Here is a 21,682-nt window from a genome sequence, read left to right as displayed (position 1 = left end):
GGAAGAGCAAGCGTCGATGAGCACTGAAACCACAAACAAGAGCGCTCGGGCTGTTGCGCGCCACGTGCGTGTGACCCCGATGAAGGCGCGTCGCGTCGTCGACATCGTCCGGGGCAAGACCGTGGACGAGGCTCTGTCGATCCTGAAGTTCGCGCCGCAGTCCGCGGCCGAGCCGGTCGCCAAGGTGATCGCGAGCGCCGCCGCGAACGCGCAGAACAACCTGGACCTCGACCCGAGCACGCTCGTCGTCGCCACGGCGTACGTCGACGAGGGCGCGACCCTCAAGCGGTTCCAGCCGCGTGCCCAGGGCCGTGCATTCCGCATCCGCAAGCGGACGAGCCACATCACCGTGATCGTCGAGAGCAAGGCGCCTGCGTCTGCTGGAAACCGTAACCGCCGGAAGGGAGCTCAGTAGTGGGCCAGAAGATCAACCCGCACGGCTTCCGTCTGGGCATCACCACCGACTGGAAGTCGCGCTGGTACGCCGACAAGCAGTACGCGGAGTACGTGAAGGAAGACGTCGCGATCCGCAAGTTCCTGGCCACCGGCCTCGAACGCGCCGGCATCGCCAAGGTCGAGATCGAGCGCACCCGTGACCGTGTGCGTGTGGACATCCACACCGCGCGTCCGGGCATCGTCATCGGCCGCCGCGGCGCCGAGGCCGATCGCATCCGCGCCGAGCTCGAGAAGCTGACCGGCAAGCAGGTTCAGCTGAACATCCTCGAGGTCAAGAACGCCGAGTCCGAGGCCCAGCTGGTGGCGCAGGGCGTCGCCGAGCAGCTCTCGAACCGTGTCGCGTTCCGTCGCGCGATGCGCAAGGCCATCCAGTCGGCCATGCGTCAGCCCAACGTCAAGGGCATCCGGGTGCAGTGCTCGGGCCGCCTCGGCGGCGCCGAGATGTCCCGCTCGGAGTTCTACCGCGAAGGCCGCGTCCCGCTGCACACGCTGCGTGCGGACATCGACTACGGCCTGTACGAGGCGAAGACCACCTTCGGCCGCATCGGCGTGAAGGTCTGGATCTACAAGGGCGACATCGTCGGTGGCCGTCGTGAGCTGGCCGCTGCGGCCGCCGCCCCGGCCGACCGCCCCCGTCGCGAGCGTCCGAGCCGTCCCCGTCGTTCCGGTGCCTCGGGCACCACCGCGACGAGCACCGACGCCGGCCGCGCCGCCTCCGCCGATGCACCCGCTCCGACCGAGAATCAGGAGGGCTGACGCATGTTGATCCCACGGCGGGTCAAGCACCGCAAGCAGCACCACCCGAGCCGCTCGGGTGCCGCCAAGGGTGGGACCCAGGTGACCTTCGGTGACTACGGCATCCAGGCTCTCGAGCCGGCCTACATCACCAACCGGCAGATCGAGTCCGCTCGTATCGCCATGACCCGGCACATCAAGCGTGGCGGCAAGATCTGGATCAACATCTTCCCGGATCGCCCCCTCACCAAGAAGCCCGCCGAGACCCGCATGGGTTCCGGTAAGGGTTCGCCCGAGTGGTGGGTCGCGAACGTCAAGCCCGGACGGGTGATGTTCGAGATGAGCTACCCGAACGAGGAGATTGCCCGCGAAGCCCTCCGGCGCGCGATGCACAAGCTCCCGTGCAAGTGCAGGATCGTGACGAGGGAGGAGCAGTTCTGATGGCTACCGGAACCCCCGCCACAGAGCTCCGCGAGCTGACCGAGGAAGAGCTGGTCACCAAGCTCCGCGAGGCGAAGGAAGAGCTGTTCAACCTTCGTTTCCAGATGGCCACCGGCCAGCTGGACAACAACCGCCGGCTGCGCGTCGTGCGCAACGAGATCGCCCGCATCTACACGGTGCTGCGTGAGCGCGAGCTCGGCCTGGCCTCCGGCCCGGATGCGGGTGACGCGGCATGAGTGAGGAAAAGGCAGTGACCCAGAAGGAAGAGCGCGCCAGCCGCAAGGTCCGCATCGGCTACGTCGTCTCCGACAAGATGGAGAAGACGATCGTGGTCGAGCTCGAGGACCGGGTGAAGCACCCGCTGTACGGCAAGATCATCCGCCGTACCACCAAGGTGAAGGCGCACGACGAGAACGGCGTGGCCGGCATCGGCGACCGCGTGCAGCTGATGGAGACCCGTCCGCTGTCCGCGACCAAGCGGTGGCGTCTGGTCGAGGTGCTCGAGAAGGCCAAGTAGGTCCTCCTCGCATCGTCGACGACGATCGAGTACGGCACCCACACCGTTCGCCTAGTGCGCCGGTGCGGGTGCCGTCGGTCGTTCCGGGACGATCCCGGGAACGACACGCCCGGGTCCGGGGTAGGGAGCGACCTCACGGTTCGCGGATTTGCCCTGCATGAGGTATATCGCCTACCCTGGACGGGTTGCCTCACGGGACCCGTGTGTCTTGCGCGTGTGCGCCGTGGGCGACCGACGACCGCGTGCGTCCAGGTCGGAAATCTGACGCACACACCAATCCAGGTCAAGGAGAAGTAAGTGATCCAGCAGGAGTCGCGACTGCGCGTCGCCGACAACACGGGTGCCAAGGAGATCCTCTGCATCCGCGTTCTCGGTGGCTCGTCCCGTCGCTACGCCGGTATCGGTGACATCATCGTCGCCACCGTGAAGGACGCGATCCCCGGTGGCAACGTCAAGCGCGGTGACGTCGTCAAGGCCGTGATCGTGCGCACCGCCAAGGAGCGCCGCCGGCCGGACGGCTCGTACATCAAGTTCGACGAGAACGCCGCCGTCATCATCAAGGGTGACAACGACCCGCGCGGCACCCGCATCTTCGGCCCCGTCGGCCGCGAGCTGCGCGACAAGCGGTTCATGAAGATCGTCTCGCTCGCTCCGGAGGTGCTGTGATGAAGGTGCACAAGGGCGACACCGTGCTCGTCATCTCGGGCAAGGACAAGGGTGCCAAGGGCAAGGTCATCGCGGCCTACCCGAAGGAGAACCGGGTCCTCGTCGAGGGCGTGAACCGGATCAAGAAGCACACGGCGGTCTCGGCCAACGAGCGCGGCGCCTCCTCCGGGGGCATCGTGACGCAGGAGGCCCCGATCCACGTTTCCAACGTCGCTGTCATCGACTCGGACGGCAACCCCACCCGCGTGGGCTACCGGTCCGACGAGGAAACCGGCAAGCGCGTTCGGATTTCCCGGAAGAACGGGAAGGACATCTGACATGACCACCACCGAGAACAAGACCACACCGCGTCTGAAGACCCGGTACCGCGAGGAGATCCGCGACGCGCTGAACGCGGAGTTCGACTACGCGAACGTCATGCAGATCCCCGGCGTCGTGAAGGTCGTCGTCAACATGGGTGTCGGTGACGCCGCCCGCGACGCGAAGCTGATCAACGGCGCCGTCGCCGACCTCGCTCTGATCACCGGTCAGAAGCCGGAGATCCGCAAGGCCCGCAAGTCGATCGCCCAGTTCAAGCTGCGTGAGGGCATGCCGATCGGCGCGCGCGTCACGCTGCGCGGCGACCGCATGTGGGAGTTCCTGGACCGCCTGGTCTCCATCGCGCTGCCCCGTATCCGGGACTTCCGCGGCCTCAACGGCAACCAGTTCGACGGCAACGGCAACTACACGTTCGGCCTGAACGAGCAGTCGATGTTCCACGAGATCGACGTGGACAAGATCGACCGTCCGCGCGGCATGGACATCACCGTCGTCACGACCGCCACCAACAACGAAGAAGGCCGTGCCCTGCTCAAGCACCTCGGCTTCCCGTTCAAGGAGAACTGAGCCCATGGCTAAGAAGGCACTGGTCAACAAGGCCAACAAGAAGCCGAAGTTCGCGGTGCGCGCCTACACCCGCTGCCAGCGCTGCGGGCGCCCCCACTCGGTCTTCCGCAAGTTCGGACTCTGCCGCATCTGCCTGCGTGACATGGCACACCGCGGTCAGCTTCCGGGAGTTCACAAGAGCTCCTGGTGACGTGAACGGTGGGCGACCCACGGTCGTCCACCGTCACTCCTGTCAGGGGCCGGTCGCAACCGCGTCCGGTCCGCATGAAACCAAGTTCGTCGTAGGCCCACGGCCGGTCCGCGCCGGCGACACGTTCGTCGCCGCTGCCGGTGTTGCATGGGAACCGCAACGAGAAAGGTGAACAGGTCAGCCATGACCATGACCGACCCCATCGCAGACTTCTTGACGCGTCTGCGTAACGCCAACACGGCGTACCACGACGAGGTGAAGCTTCCCCACTCGAAGATCAAGGCGAACATCGCCGAGATCCTCAAGCGTGAGGGCTACATCGCCGACTTCCGCACCGAGGATGCCGAGGTGGGCAAGACCCTCGTCGTCAACCTCAAGTACGGCCCGTCCCGTGAGCGCAGCCTCGCCGGTGTGCGCCGCGTGTCGAAGCCCGGCCTGCGCGTGTACGCGAAATCCACCAACCTGCCCAAGGTCCTGGGCGGCCTCGGCGTGGCGATCATCTCCACGTCCTCCGGCCTGCTCACCGATCGCCAGGCGGCCAAGCAGGGAGTGGGCGGGGAAGTCCTCGCCTACGTCTGGTAAGGGAGGCCACCACAATGTCGCGTATTGGAAAGCTTCCGGTCACCGTCCCCTCGGGCGTCGAGGTGACCATCGACGGCCAGGACGTCGCAGTGAAGGGCCCCAAGGGCAACCTCTCGCTGACCATCGCCGAGCCGATCACCATCGCCAAGGGTGAGGACGGCGCGCTCAACGTGAGCCGTCCGAACGACGAGCGCCGCAGCCGCGCGCTGCACGGTCTGTCGCGCACCCTCGTGCAGAACCTCATCGTGGGTGTCACCGAGGGGTACACCACGAAGATGGAGATCCACGGCGTCGGCTACCGCGTCGCGCTCAAGGGCAAGGACCTCGAGTTCTCGCTCGGCTACAGCCACCCGGTCCCGATCGAGGCCCCCGAGGGCATCACGTTCGCGGTCGAGTCGCCGACGAAGTTCTCGATCTCGGGCATCGACAAGCAGAAGGTCGGCCAGATCGCGGCCAACATTCGCCGGCTGCGCAAGTCCGACCCGTACAAGGGCAAGGGCATCCGCTACGAGGGCGAGCAGGTGCGCCGCAAGGTCGGAAAGACGGGTAAGTGATCATGAGCCAGACCGAGAACCAGAAGGCCAAGCGGATTCCGCTCGGCAAGGACGCGTCCACCCGGCGTCGGCTGTCGAAGCAGCGTCGGCACTTCCGTCTGCGCAAGAAGGTCGCCGGCACCGCCGAGCGTCCCCGTCTCGTCGTGAACCGGTCCTCGCGCCACATTCACGCCCAGCTGGTCGACGACCTGACGGGCACCACGCTGGCGGCGGCCTCGACCGTCGAGCCGGACGTGCGTGCGCTCGAGGGCGACAAGAAGGCGCGCGGCGCCAAGGTCGGCCAGCTGCTCGCCGAGCGCGCCAAGGCCGCCGGCGTGGAGGCTGTGGTCTTCGACCGTGGCGGCCACACCTACAGCGGCCGGATCGCGGCCCTCGCAGACGCGGCTCGCGAAAGCGGGTTGAAGTTCTGATGACCATCTCTTCGAACGGAAGGAACGCCTGATGCCGGGACGTCAGCGGCGTGACGGCGGCAACGGCCCCGCCGGACAGAATGGCCCCAACACCGGGGACCAGCGTGGTGGTCGCGACCGCCGCGATCGCGACTCGCGCGGCGGCGGTGCCGCCGAGAAGTCGAACTACATCGAGCGTGTCGTCTCGATCAACCGTGTGTCGAAGGTCGTCAAGGGCGGCCGTCGCTTCAGCTTCACCGCACTGGTGATCGTGGGCGACGGCAACGGCCTGGTCGGCGTCGGCTACGGCAAGGCCAAGGAAGTTCCCGCGGCCATCCAGAAGGGTGTCGAGGAGGCTCGCAAGGGCTTCTTCCGCGTCCCGCTCATCGGCTCCACGATCACGCACCCGGTGCAGGGTGAGGCCGCGGCCGGCGTCGTCATGCTGCGCCCCGCCTCGCCGGGTACCGGTGTGATCGCCGGTGGTGCGGTGCGTGCCGTGCTCGAATGCGCGGGCATCCACGACATCCTGTCGAAGTCGCTCGGCAGCGACAACGCCATCAACGTCGTGCACGCCACCGTGGCCGCCCTCAAGCAGCTGCAGCGCCCCGAGGAAGTCGCGGCTCGCCGCGGTCTGGCCCTCGAGGACGTCGCACCTGCGGGCATGCTGCGCGCCCGGGCACAGGCCGCTGGGAGCGTGAAGTAATGGCAGAGCTGAAGATCACTCAGGTCAAGAGCACCATCGGCGCCAAGTCGAACCAGCGCGACAGCCTGCGCACCCTCGGTCTGCGGAAGATCCGCCAGTCCGTGGTCCGCGAGGACAACGCGCAGAACCGCGGCTTGATCAACGTGGTGCGTCACCTCGTCGTTGTCGAGGAAGTCACTGCTGAGGAGGCCTCCAAGTGACAATCAAGCTGCATCACCTCCGCCCGGCTCCGGGCGCGAAGACGGACAAGACCCGCGTCGGTCGCGGTGAGGGTTCGAAGGGCAAGACCGCCGGTCGCGGTACGAAGGGCACCAAGGCGCGCAAGAACGTCTCGGCGGCCTTCGAGGGTGGCCAGATGCCGCTGCACATGCGGCTGCCGAAGCTCAAGGGCTTCAAGAACGCCTTCCGCACCGAGTACCAGGTCGTCAACGTCGGCGACATCGCCCGTCTCTTCCCCGAGGGGGGGCAGGTCGGCGTCGACGAGCTCGTCGCCAAGGGCGCGGTTCGCAAGAACCAGCTCGTGAAGGTCCTCGGCGAGGGCGAGCTCACGGTGGCCGTGCAGGTGACCGCGAACAAGTTCTCCGGCTCCGCCAAGGAGAAGATCACCGCTGCCGGCGGCACCGCGACCGAACTGGCCTGACCGGTTCGCTCGTGCGTGACGCACAGCACACGAACGGCCGCACTGCAGCACGTGCTGCAGTGCGGCCGTTCGGCGTTCCCGCCCTGCCGGACACCGCGCAGTGGCATCCGGCTGCCGCGTGGACGGCCGGCCCCGACCCGGCGCCACGGCACCGGTTCCGGGCGCGCTGCTAGAGTTCAAGAGTTGTCGACCGTCGAACCCCGCGCGTCGATCCACAGTCTCCCGTTTCGCCCTGCCAGGAGGATCTTTGCTTTCCGCCTTCGTCTCGGCCCTCAGGACCCCGGACCTGAGGCGGAAGATCCTCGTCGCGCTCGGGTTGGTGGCCCTGTACCGCCTCGGCGCGACGCTGCCGTCTCCGGGCGTCGACTACGGCAACGTGCGTGCCTGCATCGATCAGCTCAGCGGCGGGGACTCCGCCGGGATCTACTCGCTGATCAACCTGTTCTCCGGTGGCGCCCTGCTGCAGCTGTCGGTGTTCGCGATCGGCATCATGCCGTTCATCACCGCGAGCATCATCGTCCAGCTGCTGACGGTGGTCATTCCGCGCTTCGAGGAGTTGCGCAAGGAAGGCCAGTCGGGGCAGGCCAAGATGACGCAGTACACGCGGTACCTCGCGGTGGCGCTCGCCGTGCTGCAGTCCACCGGCATCGTCGCCCTCGCGGCCCGCGGTCAGCTGTTGCAGGGCTGTTCCGAACCGATCCTGGCCGACGACAGCATCTTCGGCATGGTCGTGATCGTGCTGGTCATGACGGCCGGCGCGGCCCTCGTCATGTGGTTCGGTGAGCTCATCACCGAGCGCGGCGTCGGCAACGGCATGTCGATCCTGATCTTCGCCGGCATCGCCTCGCGGCTGCCGTCCGAGGGTCGCACCATTCTCGAGTCCCGCGGCGGGCTGGTCTTCACGATCGTGCTCGTCGTCGCGCTGGTCGTCATCACCGGCGTGGTGTTCGTCGAGCAGGGCCAGCGCCGGATCCCGGTGCAGTACGCCAAGCGGATGGTGGGCCGGCGCATGTACGGCGGGTCCTCGACGTACCTGCCGTTGAAGGTGAACCAGGCCGGCATCATCCCGGTGATCTTCGCGTCGTCGCTGCTGTACCTGCCGAACCTCATCGCGCAGCTGACCGGGGCCACCTCGGCCACCGACCCGAGCTGGTGGCAGCGGATCATCAACGAGTACCTGGTGAATCCGAACAACCCGGTCTACATCGCGATCTACTTCGGGCTGATCGTCTTCTTCGTCTTCTTCTACGTCGCCATCACCTTCAATCCGGAGGAACGGGCCGACGAGATGAAGAAGTACGGCGGCTTCATCCCGGGTATCCGGCCGGGACGCCCCACCGCCGAGTACCTCAGCTACGTCCTCAACCGCATCACGGTGCCAGGTTCGCTGTACCTGGGTCTCATCGCGACGCTGCCCAACTTCTTCCTCTCCGGCAGCCAGACCGCCACCAGCATCTTCGGTGGCGCCGCGGTGCTCATTCTCGTCAGTGTCGCGCTGGACACTGTCAAGCAGATCGAAAGTCAACTCATGCAGCGCAACTACGAAGGGTTCCTCAAGTGAGACTTGTACTCCTCGGTCCGCCCGGTGCCGGCAAGGGCACGCAGGCCGCCATCCTGTCGGAGAAGCTCGGCGTCCCCGCGATCTCCACCGGGGATCTGTTCCGGGCCAACATCGGGCAGGGCACCCCGCTCGGTGTCGAAGCCAAGAAGTACATCGACGCCGGCGAGCTCGTACCCGCCGAGATCACCAACAACATGGTGCGCGCCCGTCTCGCCGAGCCCGACGCCGCCGACGGCTTCCTGCTCGACGGTTTCCCCCGCAGCGTGGAGCAGGCCCGCGAACTCGAGTCCATCCTGAAGGACCTGGACACGAAGCTCGACGGCGTCCTCTCCTTCGACATCGACGAGGACGTCGTGGTCGAGCGGATGCTCGCCCGCGGCCGCGCCGACGACACCGAGGACGTCATCCGCAACCGGCTCCGGGTGTACCGCGAGGAGACGGCGCCGCTGCTCGACTACTACGCCGATGTGCTCGTCACGGTCGATGCCGTCGGCGAGGTCGACGAGATCAACGCCCGCGCCCTCGCGGCTCTCGGCAAGTAAGGACGCAGGAGCAAGACAATGGGTTTCGGGCGCAAGCGCAAGGTGGTTCCGTTCCGCACCGCCGGTGAACTGGATGCGATGGCGGCGGCGGGCGCTGTCGTCGGCGCCGCACTCGTGGCGGTGCGCAAGGCGGCGAAGCCGGGCGTGAGCACCCTGGAACTGGACCAGGTGGCGGAGGCGGTCATCCGTGACGCGGGGGCCGTCCCCTCCTTCCTGGGCTATCACGGGTTCACCGGCTCGATCTGCTCGTCGGTGAACGACCGCGTGGTGCACGGAATCCCCTCGGCGACGGAGATCCTCGCCGAGGGCGATCTCGTGTCGATCGACTGCGGCGCGATCCTCGACGGCTGGCACGGCGACTCGGCGTGGACCTTCGGCGTCGGGGAACTCGCCGCCGCCGACGTCGATCTCAGCGATGCGACACGGCTGTCGATGGAGGCGGGCATCGCGGCGATGCTGCCGGACAACCGGCTCACCGACGTCTCGCACGCCATCGAGACCGGCACCCGCGAGGCGGAGCGGGTGCACGGCCGGCACTACGGCATCGTCGACGGATACGGCGGGCACGCCATCGGCCGCGAAATGCACATGGACCCGTTCCTGCCGAACGAGGGCGAGCCCGGGAAGGGCCCCCGCCTCGTGGTGGGATCGGTGCTCGCCATCGAACCGATGCTGACGCTCGGCACCTACGAGACCGAGGTGCTCGACGACAAGTGGACCGTCGTCACGACCGACGGCAGCCGCGCCGCGCACTGGGAGCACACCGTCGCGGTGACCGAGGACGGCCCGCGCATCCTCACCCCGCGCCCGGAGTAGCGCGGCGGTGGCGGCGAGCGAATGCACCGCTCGCTGCCCGAGGAGCCGAACGGGATCGTCGCCCGGGCCGCCGACTCCGGCTCACACCTCGACCAGGAGGGTGACCGGACCGTCGTTCACGAGGCTCACCTCCATGTGCTCCCCGAAGACTCCGGTCTGCACGTCGGCGCCCAGCTCCCGCAGAGCCGCCGCGAACTCGTCCACCAGCGGTTCGGCGACGGCGCGGGGCGCGGCCGCCGACCACGACGGCCGCCGGCTCTTGCGCGTGTCGGCCATGAGCGTGAACTGGCTGACCACGAGGATCGGGGCCGCCAGATCGGACGCCGACTTCTCGTCCTCGAGGATCCGCATCGTCCACACCTTCCGGGCCAGCGTCGCGGCCTTGGCCGCGTCGTCGTCGTGTGTCACCCCGACGAGCACGAGCAGCCCGTGGCCGCCGACCGGGGGTGAGATCCGGGCGACCTCGCGGCCGTCGACCGCGACCGCGGCACCCGTCACCCGCTGAACCAACGCCCGCACGGTTGTCCTCCTGTATGTCGGCATTTGGCCCTGGTGGGAAAGTTCCCGTAACATAGATCGATGGTGCGCCCTGCGCGCCGGTCTGCGGGTGTCCGCAGTCCGGTCACGCCGAGCGTCACGGTAACGGACACCGATGCAACCACACGCCGAACAACACGGATCGCGGAGGATATGGCCAAGAAAGACGGAGCCATCGAGGTCGAGGGTCGCGTGATCGAGCCGCTGCCCAATGCGATGTTTCGCATTGAGCTCGAGAACGGTCACAAGGTCCTGGCTCACATCAGCGGCAAGATGCGTCAGCACTACATTCGCATCCTGCCCGAGGACCGGGTTGTCGTAGAGCTCTCGCCCTACGACCTGTCGCGTGGGCGCATCGTCTACCGCTACAAGTAAGAGCTTCCCCGGCCGCACGGTCGGGGAGAACCATGTCTGCAGCATGCCTCGTGCTCTGCCGCAGGCGTACACACAGGAGATCAGACGCACCGTGAAGGTTCAGCCGAGCGTCAAGAAGATCTGCGAGAAGTGCAAGGTGATCCGGCGTAACGGCCGGGTCATGGTGATCTGCGAGAACCTGCGCCACAAGCAGCGCCAGGGCTAGACCACCCGCTCTTCGAAGGATCGGCTTGGCAACAAGCTAGAGAAGACCTTCCAGTACCAGTCGTTCGGTCACGATTCCCGATTCGTCGGGGAGCCGCGCGATACACCCCCGGTTCGGAGGCCGGGGCCCCACTGTGTTTCGGACTACCGGCGTTCCGGCTTCGGCCGGGCCGCGGGACCACACAGTTTCACGACGCAGGGGACGGGCTGGGAGCAGACCTCCGCACACCGAATAGGAATGCCACATGGCACGTCTCGCAGGTGTCGATCTTCCCCGCGAAAAGCGGATGGAGATCGCACTGACCTACATCTACGGCATCGGCCGTACCCGCTCGAAGGAGATCCTCGAGGCCACCGGCGTGAGCCCGGATCTGCGCAGCAAGGACCTCTCCGACGAGGATCTCGCCAAGCTGCGCGAGTTCATCGAGGAGACCTACAAGGTCGAGGGTGACCTCCGCCGCGAGGTCCAGGCGGACATCCGTCGCAAGATCGAGATCGGCTGCTACCAGGGCCTGCGACACCGTCGTGGTCTGCCCGTGCGTGGACAGCGCACCAAGACCAACGCCCGCACCCGTAAGGGTCCGAAGCGCACCGTCGCAGGAAAGAAGAAGTAATGCCTCCCAAGTCACGCAGCACCGGTCCCAAGAAGACCCAGAAGGCGCGCCGCAGGGACAAGAAGAACGTCCCGCACGGTGCCGCTCACATCAAGAGCACCTTCAACAACACGATCGTGTCCATCACGGACCCGAACGGCAACGTCATCTCCTGGGCGTCCTCCGGCCACGTCGGCTTCAAGGGTTCGCGCAAGTCGACCCCGTTCGCCGCGCAGCTCGCCGCCGAGAACGCTGCCCGCAAGGCGCAGGAGCACGGTGTCAAGAAGGTCGACGTCTTCGTGAAGGGCCCGGGCTCGGGCCGCGAGACGGCGATCCGTTCCCTCCAGGCCGCGGGCCTCGAGGTCGGCACCATCTCCGACGTCACCCCCCAGCCGCACAACGGCTGCCGTCCGCCCAAGCGGCGTCGCGTCTAACGGGAAAGGAAGGTTTGAATCATGGCTCGCTATACCGGTCCCGTTACCCGTAAGTCGCGTCGTCTGCGTGTCGACCTCGTCGGAGGCGACCAGGCGTTCGAGCGTCGCCCCTACCCGCCCGGCCAGCACGGCCGCGCGCGGATCAAGGAGAGCGAATACCTGCTCCAGCTGCAGGAGAAGCAGAAGGCCCGCTTCTCCTACGGCGTGATGGAGAAGCAGTTCCGTCGCTACTACGAGGAGGCCGCCGGCCGGCCCGGCAAGACCGGCGAGGTCCTGCTGACCATCCTCGAGTCGCGTCTGGACAACGTCGTCTACCGTGCCGGTCTCGCCCGGACCCGCCGTCAGGCCCGCCAGCTGGTGAGCCACGGTCACTTCCTGGTGAACGGCAAGAAGGTCGACATCCCCAGCTACCGCGTCTCGCAGTACGACATCATCGACGTCCGCGAGAAGTCGCTGGGCACGCTGCCCTTCCAGGTGGCCCGTGAGACCCAGGGCGATCGTCCGATCCCGGGTTGGCTGCAGGTCGTCGGCCCGCGTCTGCGGGTGCTGGTCCACCAGCTCCCCGAGCGCGCGCAGATCGACATCCCGCTGCAGGAACAGCTGATCGTCGAGTACTACTCGAAGTAAGGCGCTTCGCGCCGTGGTGTCCTTCCGGTCCTCCCGAGGTCCGGGGGGACACCACATCCCGACCAGGGCGTCATATGGCGGACGCCCACAAGGAGGCACTCCATGCTCATCTCGCAGCGACCCACCCTCAGCGAAGAGGTCATCGCCGACGACCGCTCGAAGTTCGTCATCGAACCCCTCGAGCCGGGCTTCGGGTACACCCTCGGCAACTCGCTTCGTCGCACCCTGCTGTCCTCGATTCCGGGCGCGGCCGTCACCAGCATTCGCATCGACGGCGTGCTCCACGAGTTCACCACGGTTCCCGGGGTCAAGGAGGATGTCACCGACATCATCCTCAACCTCAAGGGCCTCGTGGTCAGCTCGGAAGAGGACGAGCCGGTCACCATGTACGTCCGCAAGCAGGGCCCCGGCACCGTGACCGCGGGCGACATCGTGCCCCCGGCCGGTGTCACCGTCCACAACCCGGACCTGCACATCGCCACCCTGAACGACAAGGGCAAGCTGGAGATCGAGCTCGTCGTCGAGCGCGGCCGCGGCTACGTCCCTGCCGTCCAGAACAAGGCGTCCGGCGCCGAGATCGGCCGTATTCCGGTCGACTCGATCTACTCGCCGGTGCTCAAGGTGACCTACAAGGTGGAGGCGACCCGCGTCGAGCAGCGCACCGACTTCGATCGGTTGATTCTCGACGTGGAGACCAAGAACTCGATCACCGCGCGGGACGCGCTCGCTTCGGCGGGCAAGACCCTGGTGGAGCTCTTCGGTCTGGCTCGTGAGCTGAACGTCGAAGCAGAAGGCATCGAGATCGGTCCCTCGCCCGCCGAGGCCGACCACATCGCCTCCTTCGGACTCCCCATCGAGGATCTCGACCTCACGGTCCGGTCCTACAACTGCCTCAAGCGCGAGGGTGTGCACACCGTCGGTGAGCTCGTGGCACGCACGGAGTCCGACCTGCTCGACATCCGCAACTTCGGTCAGAAGTCCATCGACGAGGTGAAGGTCAAGCTGCACTCGCTCGGCCTCTCCCTCAAGGACAGCCCCGCGTCCTTCGACCCGAGCACCGTCGCCGGCTACGACGCCGCGACCGGTACCTGGAGCGACACGGACGCCGGTTCCTTCGGCGACGCCGAGGGGAACGAGGACTACGCCGAGACCGAGCAGCTGTAGCAGCTCACGGTCCGTTACTAGGAGATTCATCATGCCCAAGCCCAAGAAGGGTGCCCGCTTCGGCGGGTCGGCCTCGCACCAGAAGGCGCTGCTGGCCAACCTGGCCACCGCGCTCTTCGAGCACGGCCGCATCACCACCACCGAGGCCAAGGCCAAGGCCCTGCGGCCCTACGCCGAGAAGCTCGTCACGCACGCGAAGGCCGGCACGCTGGCCAACCGTCGTGAGGTGCTGAAGGTCATCCGCAACAAGGACGTCGTCCACACGCTGTTCGCGGAGATCGGCCCGTTCTACGAGGACCGCAACGGCGGCTACACGCGCATCGTCAAGACGATGCCGCGCAAGGGTGACAACGCTCCCATGGCGATCATCGAGCTCGTCAAGGAGAAGACCGTCACCTCCGAGGCCGACCGCGCCCGTCGCGTCGCCGCCTCGCAGAGCGCGCCGGCCACCGAGGCCCCGGCCGAGGAGAACGTCGTCGAGGCCGTCGAGGCCGACGCCTCCGACGCGCAGGTCGAGAACGCGGACGCCGTCGTCGACGCGATCGAGGACGAGACCGCCACCGCGGCCGACGCCAAGGACGCCGACGAGGCCAAGAAGGACTAGTCCACTTGGTTTCGGCATCCGCTGAAGCGAACGAGCCCGTCGCCCCCCACCGGGGCGGCGGGCCCGTTGCTTTCGAGAACCCGTCCGCCGCCGGTGAGGACAGCACCCGGCTGCGGCTCGACATCGCCTACGACGGCACCGACTTCTCCGGCTGGGCACGGCAGCCCGGACGACGGACGGTGTGCGGGGAGATCGAAGAGAAGCTCGGGGCGGTCGTACGCACTCCGGTCCAGCTCACGGTCGCCGGGCGGACCGACGCCGGGGTGCACGCGTCCGGTCAGGTCGCGCACGTCGACGTCCCCACCGCTACCCTTCCGGACGACCTCGCCCGCCTGGTGCGACGGCTCGCGCGGTTCCTGCCGCGCGACGTCCGCGTCACCGGCATCTCCGTCGCCCCGCCCCACTTCGACGCCCGTTTCTCGGCGGTCCGCCGGCACTACGAGTACCGGCTCACCACCGCCGTCTACGGCGCCGAGCCGCTGCGGGCCCGCGACACCGTCGCCTGGCCCAAACCGGTGGACGTCGACGCCATGCGTGCCGCCTCGCGGTCGCTGCTGGGCCTGCACGACTTCGCCGCCTTCTGCAAGCGGCGCGACGGTGCGACGACGGTCCGCGAACTGCAACGCTTCGACTGGACGCGCACAGGGGACATCCTCACCGCGCACGTGAGCGCGGACGCGTTCTGCTGGTCGATGGTGCGCAGCCTCGTCGGGGCGGTCCTCGCGGTAGGGGAGGGGCGGCGCAGTGTCGAGTGGACGACCGCGCTGCTCGACGAACGGCAGCGCGCCGCGGCCGTGGCCGTGGCTCCGGCGCACGGACTCAGCCTCGTCGGCGTCGACTATCCCCCCGACGACGAACTCGCGGCACGCAACGCGGCCACCCGCGAGGTACGTGGGCCCGTCGGTCCCGGCTGCTGCTGACCCGCGGCCGAACCCGCCGGTGATATGTTCCGACGAGCACGTCCCCCGGCCGGCCCGGCCGGGGGATCGGCATGTGAGAGGGAGGCACAGTGCTCGACTTGCCCGCGATCCGGCGGCGAGGCGCGACGGTCGCGGCGGCCCTGCTCGCCGCGGCGTCCCTGCTGACGGCACCGGCGCCCGCGGAGCCGGCTCCGGCCGGGGCCTACGTCGATCACGTGGAGGAGCGAACCGCGCGCGACTGGGTGTTGCACGTGTACTCGCCGTCCATGGACCGGGTGATCCCGGTCGAGGTGATCCGGCCCGCCGACACTTCCGCTGCCCGGCCGACCTTCTACCTGCTCAACGGAGCGGGTGGGGGCGAGGACGCCGCGAACTGGCGGGAGCAGACGGACGTCCGCGAGTTCTTCGACGGCAAGAACGTCAACGTCGTCACCCCGGTGGGCGGGGCCTTCTCGTACTACACGGACTGGGTCCGTGACGACCCGAAGCTCGGCCGGCACCGGTGGGCGACGTTCCTGACGTCGGAACTGCCGCCGGTCGTGGACGCGGCACTGGGCGCCGACGGTCGCAACGCCGTGGCGGGGATGTCGATGTCGGGCAGTTCGGTGCTGGCCCTCGCGCAGCAGTCGCCGGGACTGTACGAGGCGGTGGCGTCCTACAGCGGGTGCGCGCAGACGAGCAGCGATCCTGGGCGCAGCTACGTCGAAGCCGTCGTCACGATCGGGGGCGGCGAGGTCGAGAACATGTGGGGCCCGATCGGCGGGCCGGGGTGGATCGCCAACGACGCGGCGCTGAACGCGGAGAAGTTGCGCGGGACGACGCTGTACATCTCCTCCGGCGGTGGCCTGCCGGGTCCGCACGAGGCGGCCCTGGGCAGGCAGGTGGATCCGGTCGACCTACTCGTCCTCGGATCCATCGAGGCGGCTACGGCACAGTGCACCGAGCGGCTGCGACGGACCTTCGACGAACTCGGGATCGAGGCGACCTTCAGCACAGCGGCAGAGGGCACGCACTCGTGGGGATACTGGCAGGATGCGCTGCACGAGTCCTGGCCGATTCTCGCCGAGGCGATCGGCGCGTAGCGCGGTCCGGCACGAGCGACGGAAACGGCAAGGGGCGAGGTCGGGTGACCTCGCCCCTTTCGCTACGCGCGTCGAGGCTTCTCTCAGATCAGCCAGCTGAGGAAGGAGAGCACGTGGTCGACCAGGGAGCCGAGCGAGCCGAGCAGCATGGGGATTACCTCCGATGTCGATGGACAAATCCTGGACGTACGTCCAACCAAGATCTAAGTACAGGATGTCCGCTTTGCCCAGAAAATGTGACGCAGGATACCGGGGCACGGCGAGGGTTCCGAGGTCAGTCCGCGATCATCCGGAGCAGCGCCGCGAGCGCGCGGAACGGCAGCGTCAGGACCCGCAGGAACAGGACGCCGAGCTCGGCGAGTGTCGCCACCGTCTCCGCGGCGTCGGCCGCCCTCTCCACTCGGTCCACGGCTCTGCGACCCCGTCGACGATGTCTGTCCACCGGCGCACGGTAGCAGGCGGTTCGCGAAATCTGACAGGAGGATGTTTCAGATTCCGCGGCACGAGTTATCCCGGCAGTGCCGGGGTGCGCGTGCCGCCGGGGAGGACGGCCGCGCGCCCCGGCACCGCTGCGGGCCCGCGCCCCGGCTCGACCGGGCCTTCGACACCCGGCACGGCCGGGAGTTCACACCGTCAGCCCGCCAGGTGCCGCGCGATGACCAGCCGCTGGATCTGGTTCGTCCCCTCGAAGATCTGGGTGATCTTCGCGTCCCGCATGAAGCGCTCGACGGGAAAGTCCCGGGTGTAGCCGTAGCCGCCGAGTACCTGCACGGCGTCGGTGGTCACCTTCATCGCCGCGTCGGTCGCGACGAGCTTGGCGACCGACGCCTGCCGCGAGTAGGGCAGACCGGCGTCCTTGCGGCGCGCGGCGTCGATGTAGGTGGCGCGGGCCGAGTCCACCGCCGCGGCCATGTCGGCCAGGACGAATCCGAGGCCCTGATGGTCGATGATCTTCTTGCCGAACGCCTTGCGCTCCTTGGCGTAGGCGGTGGCCTCGTCGAGCGCGGCCTGCGCGAGACCCACCGCGACGGCCGCGATCCCGAGGCGGCCCGAATCGAGGGCGCTGAACGCGATCGGCAGGCCCTGCCCCTCGGCGCCGATGCGGCGCTCCTCGGGGACGAACGCATCGTCGTAGTGGGCGGTCGCGGTGGGGATGGCATGCAGGCCCATCTTCTCCTCGGGCTTGCCGAAGCTGAGGCCCTCGGTTCCGGCGGGCACGAGGAAGCAGGAGATGCCCTTGGAGCCGGCGTCGGAGGTCCGGGCGAACAGCGTGTAGAAGTCCGCCTTGCCGCCGTTGGTGATCCACGCCTTCGATCCGGAGATCCGGTAGCCGCCGTCCACGGCTGTCGCGCGGCAGGTCAGGGCCGCGGCATCGGACCCGGCCTGCGGCTCGGACAGGCTGTAGGCGCCGATCGTCTCGCCGCCGAGCATGGCGGGCAACCACCGGGCCTTCTGCTCCTCGGTGCCGTGGGTGGCCAGCGCGAAGCACGACAGGCCGTGCACACTCACCGCGACCGCGACGGCCGCCCAGCGGGCGCCGAGCTCCTCGAGCACCTGCAGGTACACCTCGTACGGCTGATTCCCGCCGCCGAACTCCTCCGGGTACGGCAGGCTCAGCAGTCCCGCCGCGCCGAGGGCGGGGAACACGCCCTCGGGGAACGTCTCGTTGCGCTCGTGTTCGACGACCCGCGGCGCGAGAACCTTGTCCGCGACGTCGCGGGTCAGCTCGATGAGGTCGTAGGCCTCGGGGGTGGGCAGCAGGCGCTCGACGGGCACGGTGACTCCTCGCTCGGAAAATAGTACTGAGAACGATACTGCAGTACTATCTGCAGTATGACAAGAGCGGGAACCCGGCGCGGCACGGCGCGGCAGGCGCAACTGTTCGACCAGCTCGTCGCGCTGTTTCTCGCCGAGGGCTTCGCCCGCTTCACCCTCGACGACATCGCCGCCCGCCTGCATTGCTCCAAGTCGACCCTGTACGCCCTCGCCGAGAGCAAGGACCGCCTCGTCCGCGCCGCCACCGTGCACTTCTTCCGCGGCGCGACCGAGCGCGTCGAAGCCGAGCTCGACGGCCGCAGCGGCGCCGTCGACCGCATACGCGGCTACCTCGAGGCCGTCGGCCGGCAACTCGAACCCGCCTCCGCGCAGTTCATGGAGGACATGGCTGCCGCCCCCGCCGCCCGTGAGGTCTACGAGCGCAACACCCGGCTCGCGGCCGAACGCGTCCGCGACCTCATCGCTGCCGGAGTCGCCACCGGGGAACTGCGCGACGTGCACGCCGCGTTCGTCGCCGACGTCGTCGCCGCCGTCATGGTCCGCATCCAGCAGCGCCACGTCGCCGAGGCCACCGGCCTGCCGGACGCCCAGGCCTACCGCGAACTCGCCGCCCTGCTCACCCACGGCCTCACCGCCTGACCCGCCTACCATCGGCCCATGGACGCCGAAGCCCCGATTCGTCTCGAGATCGTCGTCGCCAGCGTGCGGGCCGGGCGGATCGCGCCCGTCGTCGCCGACTGGTTCGCCGCCGCCGCGCGGCAACGCCGCGAGTTCGACGTCGGCGTGCTCGACCTCGCCGACACCCCGCTGCCGCAGGATCTGTCCGGCGGCCGGGAGGCCGAGGCGTTCACCCGGCGCATCGGTGCGGCCGACGCGTTCGCGATCGTCACCTCCGAGTACAACCACGGCTATCCGGCCGCCCTGAAGACCGCCCTCGACACCGTCAAACACGAATGGCGCACCAAGCCGGTCGGATTCGTCTCCTACGGCGGGCTCTCCGGCGGTCTGCGCGCCGTCGAACAACTCCGGCAGGTCGTCGTCGAGGTGCACATGGTTCCCGTGCGCGAATCGGTCAGCTTCCACCGCGTCAAGCACGCCTTCGCCGCCGACGGCACCACCACCGACGGCGCCGCCGCCGATGCGGCCCAGCGGATGCTGACCCAGCTCGCCTGGTGGGCACGGACCGTGCGCGCCGGACAGAGCGCCGAACCCTACCCGGGCTGAGGAACCCGGCTGCGCCCACCCGCGCGCGGACGACCGAGGAACGCGGCTTCGGCGCCGACACTCACCAGCGACAACGACACCCGGCGGCCCCCAGCCGTGAGCACCACCCGATCCCCGGCCGCTCCGGGCTGCAGGATCGACACGTCCGGGCGCTCACGCGGCCACCGATCCGGATCCACGTGCACGTGGATCGCGGTCGCCCCGGCGGGAACCGCCGCCGGGCGCACACCGTCGTACACGATCGTGTCGAAACCCCGCTCGTCGCCACCGAGGCGCAACCGGTCCGGTCCCGCGGCGGCGAGCAGGGGGCGCCAGGCCGAGGCGCGATCGGTGTGGATCGCCACCCGCGCGCCGATCGCGACCGACCGGAACACCAGCTGCTGCGCCAGGTACAGCTCCCCGGCGACGTAGACGGTGCGCACGCCCCGGCCGGTCACGCGAGCTGACACGGCCGCTCCGGATTCGTCCGCCCCGACCACCTGCCCGCATCCTGTCACCGGCAGGGTCAGGGCGTCGGCGTCGCCGAGCTGCACGGTGCGCAGGGGGACCAGATCCTCGAGCCCCGCCGCGGCCGTCGGCGTCGACGCCAGCAACCCGTCCAGTTCGCGACTCCACAACCGCCGAGTGCCCGGCATCCGGCGGCTCGGCTCGGGGGACCGGCTCGTTCCGCGCAGCACCGCCCCCACCCGCACGGTTCCGGGCTCGGTGCCGGGTCGCAGGCGCACCGTGATCGTCGCCGACGACAGCGGCTCCGACCAGACGCGGGTCAAGGTCGCCCGGTCGAGGTGACCCGGTTCGACGACCGAGGCCCGGCTGAGACCGCCGGGAAGCCGTACCGCGTCGCGATCCTCCTCGAGCAGCAGCGGATCCGCGCATCCGGTGACGGACTCCACCGCCCGGGTGATCTCTCCCGCGTCGAGGATCCGCGCGGCGTGGTGCTGTTCCGCCAACGCCCGCACGACCCGGCGCGCCGCGATGCTCACGGCGCGTGCCGCGCCCTCGGCCCCGCCGCCCCGGCGCGCCACCGCGGCCGGGCAGGCGAGGGCGTCGAACCGCAGCGCGAGCCACACCGTGCGGGTCGCGGCGGCGGGCAGCGGACCGACCAGGCTCCCGTATGCCTCGCCGGCCACGGTCTCGTCGCACGCCCGGCGGCCGTGCGCGACGACGTCGATCCCGTCGAGTTCGACGTCGTGCCGCGAGAGGCACGCGGCGATCGCCGCCAGCGGAAGCCGGCGCAGGGGATCTGCCCGGTCGCGTGTCAGCCGGGTGAGGTCGCCGCCCGTCGGCACCAGCTCCACGACCGCGACGACGGCCGAGCCGTCCCAGCACACCCCGACAGGTCCGTCGCCGGCCGCGGCGACGTCGACGATCACCGGGGCGGTACGGATCGGACGGTTCCGGAATCGCCACCATTCCCGCGACCAGTCGACGGCGTCGCGCCCCCGGACCGGGACCACCACCGACACCGCGGCCAGCGCCGCCACGACCACCGAAGCGGGAAGCGGGGCGCCGGCGGCCGCCGCGATCGTCCACCCGATCAGCGCTGCACACTGCGCCCGCACGACCCCGGCCGCGGAGCGGCGCCGTGGCCGCCGGAAAACCCCATGCTGCACGACGATTCCCCCGTTCCCCCCCGAGCGACGGCCCGGTCCCCCCGATGTTCCCCGCCGGAACTGTACTGTGTTGCGGCGGAGGGGGCGTCGTACGGGGGAGGATCGATGGGAGCGCAGCCGACCACGCGCTGGCAGGTCAACGGCTACCGGTTTCTGGTGCGCCGCATGGAGCATGCACTGGTGCGGCGGGACGTGCGGATGATCCACGACCCGATGCGGTCGCAGTCACGCGCGCTGGCGGTGGGTGCCGTCCTCGCCTGTGTCGGACTCGCGGGCTGCGCCGCACTCGCCCTGTTCCGCCCGCAGGACAAGATCGGCGATGCCACCATCGTGGTGGGTCGCGAATCCGGCGCGATGCTGGTCGCGATCGACGGCACCTTCCATCCGGTGCTCAACCTGGCCTCCGCCCGCCTGGTGCTCGGGCGGCCCGACGAGCCCACCGTCGTCGCCGACGAGGAATTCGAGACGCGCCCACGGGGTTCCCTCGTCGGCATCCCCGGTGCGCCGTCGGCGCTGGCACACGTCGCGGAACCGCTGTCGTGGACGGTGTGCGACACCGTGGCCTCCGACGGAAGCCGCTCGGTCACCACAATTGTCGCCGCCGGGGAGCCCGCCTACGGCGACCGCGCACGACCGCTCACCGACGACGAGGCCCTGCTCGTCGCGGCCGACGGCAGGCACCATCTGGTGTACCGCGGATCGCGCGCCGAAGTCGACCTGTCGGACCGCGCGCTCACCCGCGTTCTCGGCCTCGATGCCGGCATGGCGCGTCCCGTCGGTCCGGCCCTGCTCGCCGCCATCCCGGAGGTGCCGCGGCTCGAGGCTCCGCGGATCCCCGGCGCCGGCGACGAG

General features: G+C 68.9%; 34 protein-coding genes. 30 read left to right on the top strand and 4 right to left on the bottom strand.

Annotation, left to right across the window (positions count from 1 at the left end; genetic code table 11):
- The first annotated feature begins 16 nt into the window (after positions 1-16).
- The 18 genes from rplV to map all read left to right on the top strand — a co-directional run bounded on the left by rplV (position 17) and on the right by map (position 9,677).
- The gene (rplV, locus tag OEY_RS0120230) at positions 17-415 is read left to right on the top strand and encodes a 50S ribosomal protein L22 (protein ID WP_026137933.1); all 399 of its coding nucleotides are present in this window, start codon (positions 17-19) and stop codon (positions 413-415) included.
- Positions 415-1,212: a 30S ribosomal protein S3 gene (rpsC, locus tag OEY_RS0120225; protein ID WP_003938086.1), complete on the top strand. Its 798-nt coding sequence runs from the start codon at positions 415-417 to the stop codon at positions 1,210-1,212. Before rplV ends, rpsC begins: the two co-directional genes overlap by 1 nt.
- A gap of 3 nt (positions 1,213-1,215) precedes the next feature.
- Positions 1,216-1,632, top strand: a complete 417-nt coding sequence (gene rplP, locus OEY_RS0120220; protein WP_006947154.1) for a 50S ribosomal protein L16 — start codon at positions 1,216-1,218, stop codon at positions 1,630-1,632.
- Positions 1,632-1,868 (top strand): 50S ribosomal protein L29, encoded by a 237-nt coding sequence (rpmC, locus tag OEY_RS0120215; RefSeq protein ID WP_003938084.1) that lies wholly within the window; start codon positions 1,632-1,634, stop codon positions 1,866-1,868. Before rplP ends, rpmC begins: the two co-directional genes overlap by 1 nt.
- Positions 1,865-2,149 carry a 30S ribosomal protein S17 gene (rpsQ, locus tag OEY_RS0120210; protein WP_026137932.1) on the top strand — a complete coding sequence of 95 codons (285 nt, stop codon included), beginning with the start codon at positions 1,865-1,867 and terminating at the stop codon, positions 2,147-2,149. Before rpmC ends, rpsQ begins: the two co-directional genes overlap by 4 nt.
- 297 nt (positions 2,150-2,446) lie before the next feature.
- Positions 2,447-2,815: a 50S ribosomal protein L14 gene (rplN, locus tag OEY_RS0120205; protein ID WP_003938082.1), complete on the top strand. Its 369-nt coding sequence runs from the start codon at positions 2,447-2,449 to the stop codon at positions 2,813-2,815.
- Entirely contained in the window at positions 2,815-3,132 is a 318-nt protein-coding gene (rplX, locus tag OEY_RS0120200) for a 50S ribosomal protein L24 (RefSeq protein WP_010595602.1), read from the top strand. Before rplN ends, rplX begins: the two co-directional genes overlap by 1 nt.
- A 1-nt stretch (position 3,133) precedes the next feature.
- The gene (gene rplE / locus OEY_RS0120195) at positions 3,134-3,700 is read left to right on the top strand and encodes a 50S ribosomal protein L5 (protein ID WP_003938080.1); all 567 of its coding nucleotides are present in this window, start codon (positions 3,134-3,136) and stop codon (positions 3,698-3,700) included.
- Between the two features lie 4 nt (positions 3,701-3,704).
- Positions 3,705-3,890, top strand: a complete 186-nt coding sequence (locus tag OEY_RS0120190) for a type Z 30S ribosomal protein S14 (protein ID WP_003938079.1) — start codon at positions 3,705-3,707, stop codon at positions 3,888-3,890.
- A 183-nt stretch (positions 3,891-4,073) separates the two neighbouring features.
- Positions 4,074-4,472 carry a 30S ribosomal protein S8 gene (rpsH, locus tag OEY_RS0120185; RefSeq protein WP_003938078.1) on the top strand — a complete coding sequence of 133 codons (399 nt, stop codon included), beginning with the start codon at positions 4,074-4,076 and terminating at the stop codon, positions 4,470-4,472.
- Positions 4,473-4,486: 14 nt separating this feature from the next.
- On the top strand, positions 4,487-5,026 hold the full coding sequence (gene rplF / locus OEY_RS0120180; RefSeq protein WP_010595601.1) for a 50S ribosomal protein L6: 540 nt from the start codon (positions 4,487-4,489) through the stop codon (positions 5,024-5,026).
- A 2-nt stretch (positions 5,027-5,028) separates the two neighbouring features.
- Positions 5,029-5,436: a 50S ribosomal protein L18 gene (rplR, locus tag OEY_RS0120175; RefSeq protein WP_010595600.1), complete on the top strand. Its 408-nt coding sequence runs from the start codon at positions 5,029-5,031 to the stop codon at positions 5,434-5,436.
- 31 nt (positions 5,437-5,467) lie between these two features.
- The gene (rpsE, locus tag OEY_RS0120170) at positions 5,468-6,118 is read left to right on the top strand and encodes a 30S ribosomal protein S5 (RefSeq protein WP_003938075.1); all 651 of its coding nucleotides are present in this window, start codon (positions 5,468-5,470) and stop codon (positions 6,116-6,118) included.
- The gene (gene rpmD, locus OEY_RS0120165; RefSeq protein ID WP_006947165.1) at positions 6,118-6,318 is read left to right on the top strand and encodes a 50S ribosomal protein L30; all 201 of its coding nucleotides are present in this window, start codon (positions 6,118-6,120) and stop codon (positions 6,316-6,318) included. The genes rpsE and rpmD overlap by 1 nt, the downstream gene beginning before the upstream one ends.
- On the top strand, positions 6,315-6,758 hold the full coding sequence (gene rplO, locus OEY_RS0120160) for a 50S ribosomal protein L15 (RefSeq protein ID WP_003938073.1): 444 nt from the start codon (positions 6,315-6,317) through the stop codon (positions 6,756-6,758). The genes rpmD and rplO overlap by 4 nt, the downstream gene beginning before the upstream one ends.
- Before the next feature lie 247 nt (positions 6,759-7,005).
- A complete protein-coding gene (secY, locus tag OEY_RS0120155) occupies positions 7,006-8,319 on the top strand; it encodes a preprotein translocase subunit SecY (RefSeq protein ID WP_010595599.1) in 1,314 nt (437 codons plus the stop codon).
- Positions 8,316-8,861, top strand: a complete 546-nt coding sequence (locus tag OEY_RS0120150) for an adenylate kinase (RefSeq protein ID WP_010595598.1) — start codon at positions 8,316-8,318, stop codon at positions 8,859-8,861. The genes secY and OEY_RS0120150 overlap by 4 nt, the downstream gene beginning before the upstream one ends.
- An 18-nt stretch (positions 8,862-8,879) precedes the next feature.
- Positions 8,880-9,677 carry a type I methionyl aminopeptidase gene (gene map / locus OEY_RS0120145; protein WP_010595597.1) on the top strand — a complete coding sequence of 266 codons (798 nt, stop codon included), beginning with the start codon at positions 8,880-8,882 and terminating at the stop codon, positions 9,675-9,677.
- Positions 9,678-9,758: 81 nt separating this feature from the next.
- Here map and dtd read toward each other — a convergent pair whose 3' ends face one another.
- Positions 9,759-10,196 carry a D-aminoacyl-tRNA deacylase gene (gene dtd / locus OEY_RS0120140; protein WP_010595596.1) on the bottom strand — a complete coding sequence of 146 codons (438 nt, stop codon included), beginning with the start codon at positions 10,194-10,196 and terminating at the stop codon, positions 9,759-9,761.
- 171 nt (positions 10,197-10,367) lie between these two features.
- Between dtd and infA the strand changes: the two genes are divergently transcribed.
- The 9 genes from infA to OEY_RS0120095 all read left to right on the top strand — a co-directional run bounded on the left by infA (position 10,368) and on the right by OEY_RS0120095 (position 16,217).
- Positions 10,368-10,589 carry a translation initiation factor IF-1 gene (gene infA / locus OEY_RS0120135; protein ID WP_003886926.1) on the top strand — a complete coding sequence of 74 codons (222 nt, stop codon included), beginning with the start codon at positions 10,368-10,370 and terminating at the stop codon, positions 10,587-10,589.
- A 91-nt stretch (positions 10,590-10,680) separates the two neighbouring features.
- Positions 10,681-10,794: a 50S ribosomal protein L36 gene (rpmJ, locus tag OEY_RS0120130; protein ID WP_003938068.1), complete on the top strand. Its 114-nt coding sequence runs from the start codon at positions 10,681-10,683 to the stop codon at positions 10,792-10,794.
- Positions 10,795-11,038: 244 nt separating this feature from the next.
- Positions 11,039-11,407 (top strand): 30S ribosomal protein S13, encoded by a 369-nt coding sequence (gene rpsM, locus OEY_RS0120125; RefSeq protein ID WP_003938067.1) that lies wholly within the window; start codon positions 11,039-11,041, stop codon positions 11,405-11,407.
- Entirely contained in the window at positions 11,407-11,820 is a 414-nt protein-coding gene (gene rpsK / locus OEY_RS0120120; protein ID WP_003938066.1) for a 30S ribosomal protein S11, read from the top strand. The genes rpsM and rpsK overlap by 1 nt, the downstream gene beginning before the upstream one ends.
- Positions 11,821-11,841: 21 nt before the next feature.
- Positions 11,842-12,447 carry a 30S ribosomal protein S4 gene (gene rpsD, locus OEY_RS0120115; RefSeq protein WP_003938065.1) on the top strand — a complete coding sequence of 202 codons (606 nt, stop codon included), beginning with the start codon at positions 11,842-11,844 and terminating at the stop codon, positions 12,445-12,447.
- Between the two features lie 102 nt (positions 12,448-12,549).
- Positions 12,550-13,611, top strand: a complete 1,062-nt coding sequence (locus tag OEY_RS0120110; protein WP_006947180.1) for a DNA-directed RNA polymerase subunit alpha — start codon at positions 12,550-12,552, stop codon at positions 13,609-13,611.
- Positions 13,612-13,642: 31 nt separating this feature from the next.
- Positions 13,643-14,215: a 50S ribosomal protein L17 gene (rplQ, locus tag OEY_RS0120105; RefSeq protein WP_003938063.1), complete on the top strand. Its 573-nt coding sequence runs from the start codon at positions 13,643-13,645 to the stop codon at positions 14,213-14,215.
- Between the two features lie 5 nt (positions 14,216-14,220).
- Positions 14,221-15,135: a tRNA pseudouridine(38-40) synthase TruA gene (truA, locus tag OEY_RS0120100; protein ID WP_010595595.1), complete on the top strand. Its 915-nt coding sequence runs from the start codon at positions 14,221-14,223 to the stop codon at positions 15,133-15,135.
- An 89-nt stretch (positions 15,136-15,224) separates the two neighbouring features.
- A complete protein-coding gene (locus OEY_RS0120095; RefSeq protein ID WP_010595594.1) occupies positions 15,225-16,217 on the top strand; it encodes an alpha/beta hydrolase in 993 nt (330 codons plus the stop codon).
- Positions 16,218-16,491: 274 nt separating this feature from the next.
- Here the strand turns inward: OEY_RS0120095 and OEY_RS31405 are convergent, their stop codons facing one another.
- Both OEY_RS31405 and OEY_RS0120085 read right to left on the bottom strand, forming a co-directional pair.
- Positions 16,492-16,626: a hypothetical protein gene (locus tag OEY_RS31405; RefSeq protein ID WP_263623492.1), complete on the bottom strand. Its 135-nt coding sequence runs from the start codon at positions 16,624-16,626 to the stop codon at positions 16,492-16,494.
- A 224-nt stretch (positions 16,627-16,850) separates the two neighbouring features.
- Entirely contained in the window at positions 16,851-17,993 is a 1,143-nt protein-coding gene (locus OEY_RS0120085) for an acyl-CoA dehydrogenase family protein (RefSeq protein WP_010595593.1), read from the bottom strand.
- A gap of 57 nt (positions 17,994-18,050) precedes the next feature.
- On the opposite strand from OEY_RS0120085, the gene OEY_RS0120080 reads away from it, so the two are divergent.
- Both OEY_RS0120080 and OEY_RS0120075 read left to right on the top strand, forming a co-directional pair.
- Positions 18,051-18,632 carry a TetR/AcrR family transcriptional regulator gene (locus OEY_RS0120080; protein ID WP_010595592.1) on the top strand — a complete coding sequence of 194 codons (582 nt, stop codon included), beginning with the start codon at positions 18,051-18,053 and terminating at the stop codon, positions 18,630-18,632.
- 18 nt (positions 18,633-18,650) lie between these two features.
- Positions 18,651-19,217: an NADPH-dependent FMN reductase gene (locus tag OEY_RS0120075; RefSeq protein WP_010595591.1), complete on the top strand. Its 567-nt coding sequence runs from the start codon at positions 18,651-18,653 to the stop codon at positions 19,215-19,217.
- Here the strand turns inward: OEY_RS0120075 and eccE are convergent.
- On the bottom strand, positions 19,205-20,830 hold the full coding sequence (gene eccE / locus OEY_RS0120070; protein ID WP_029540132.1) for a type VII secretion protein EccE: 1,626 nt from the start codon (positions 20,828-20,830) through the stop codon (positions 19,205-19,207). The two genes, OEY_RS0120075 and eccE, sit on opposite strands and share 13 nt — an antisense overlap.
- A gap of 105 nt (positions 20,831-20,935) precedes the next feature.
- Here eccE and eccB point away from each other — a divergent pair.
- On the top strand, positions 20,936-21,682 hold a 747-nt coding region (eccB, locus tag OEY_RS0120065), incomplete at its 3' end, for a type VII secretion protein EccB (protein WP_010595589.1).

The organism is Rhodococcus sp. P14, from assembly GCF_000256505.1.
Classification (GTDB): Bacteria; Actinomycetota; Actinomycetes; order Mycobacteriales; family Mycobacteriaceae; genus Rhodococcus; species Rhodococcus ruber.
The sequence above is the reverse complement of the archived record's forward strand: the minus strand, read 5'-3'. Positions and strand labels throughout refer to the sequence as shown.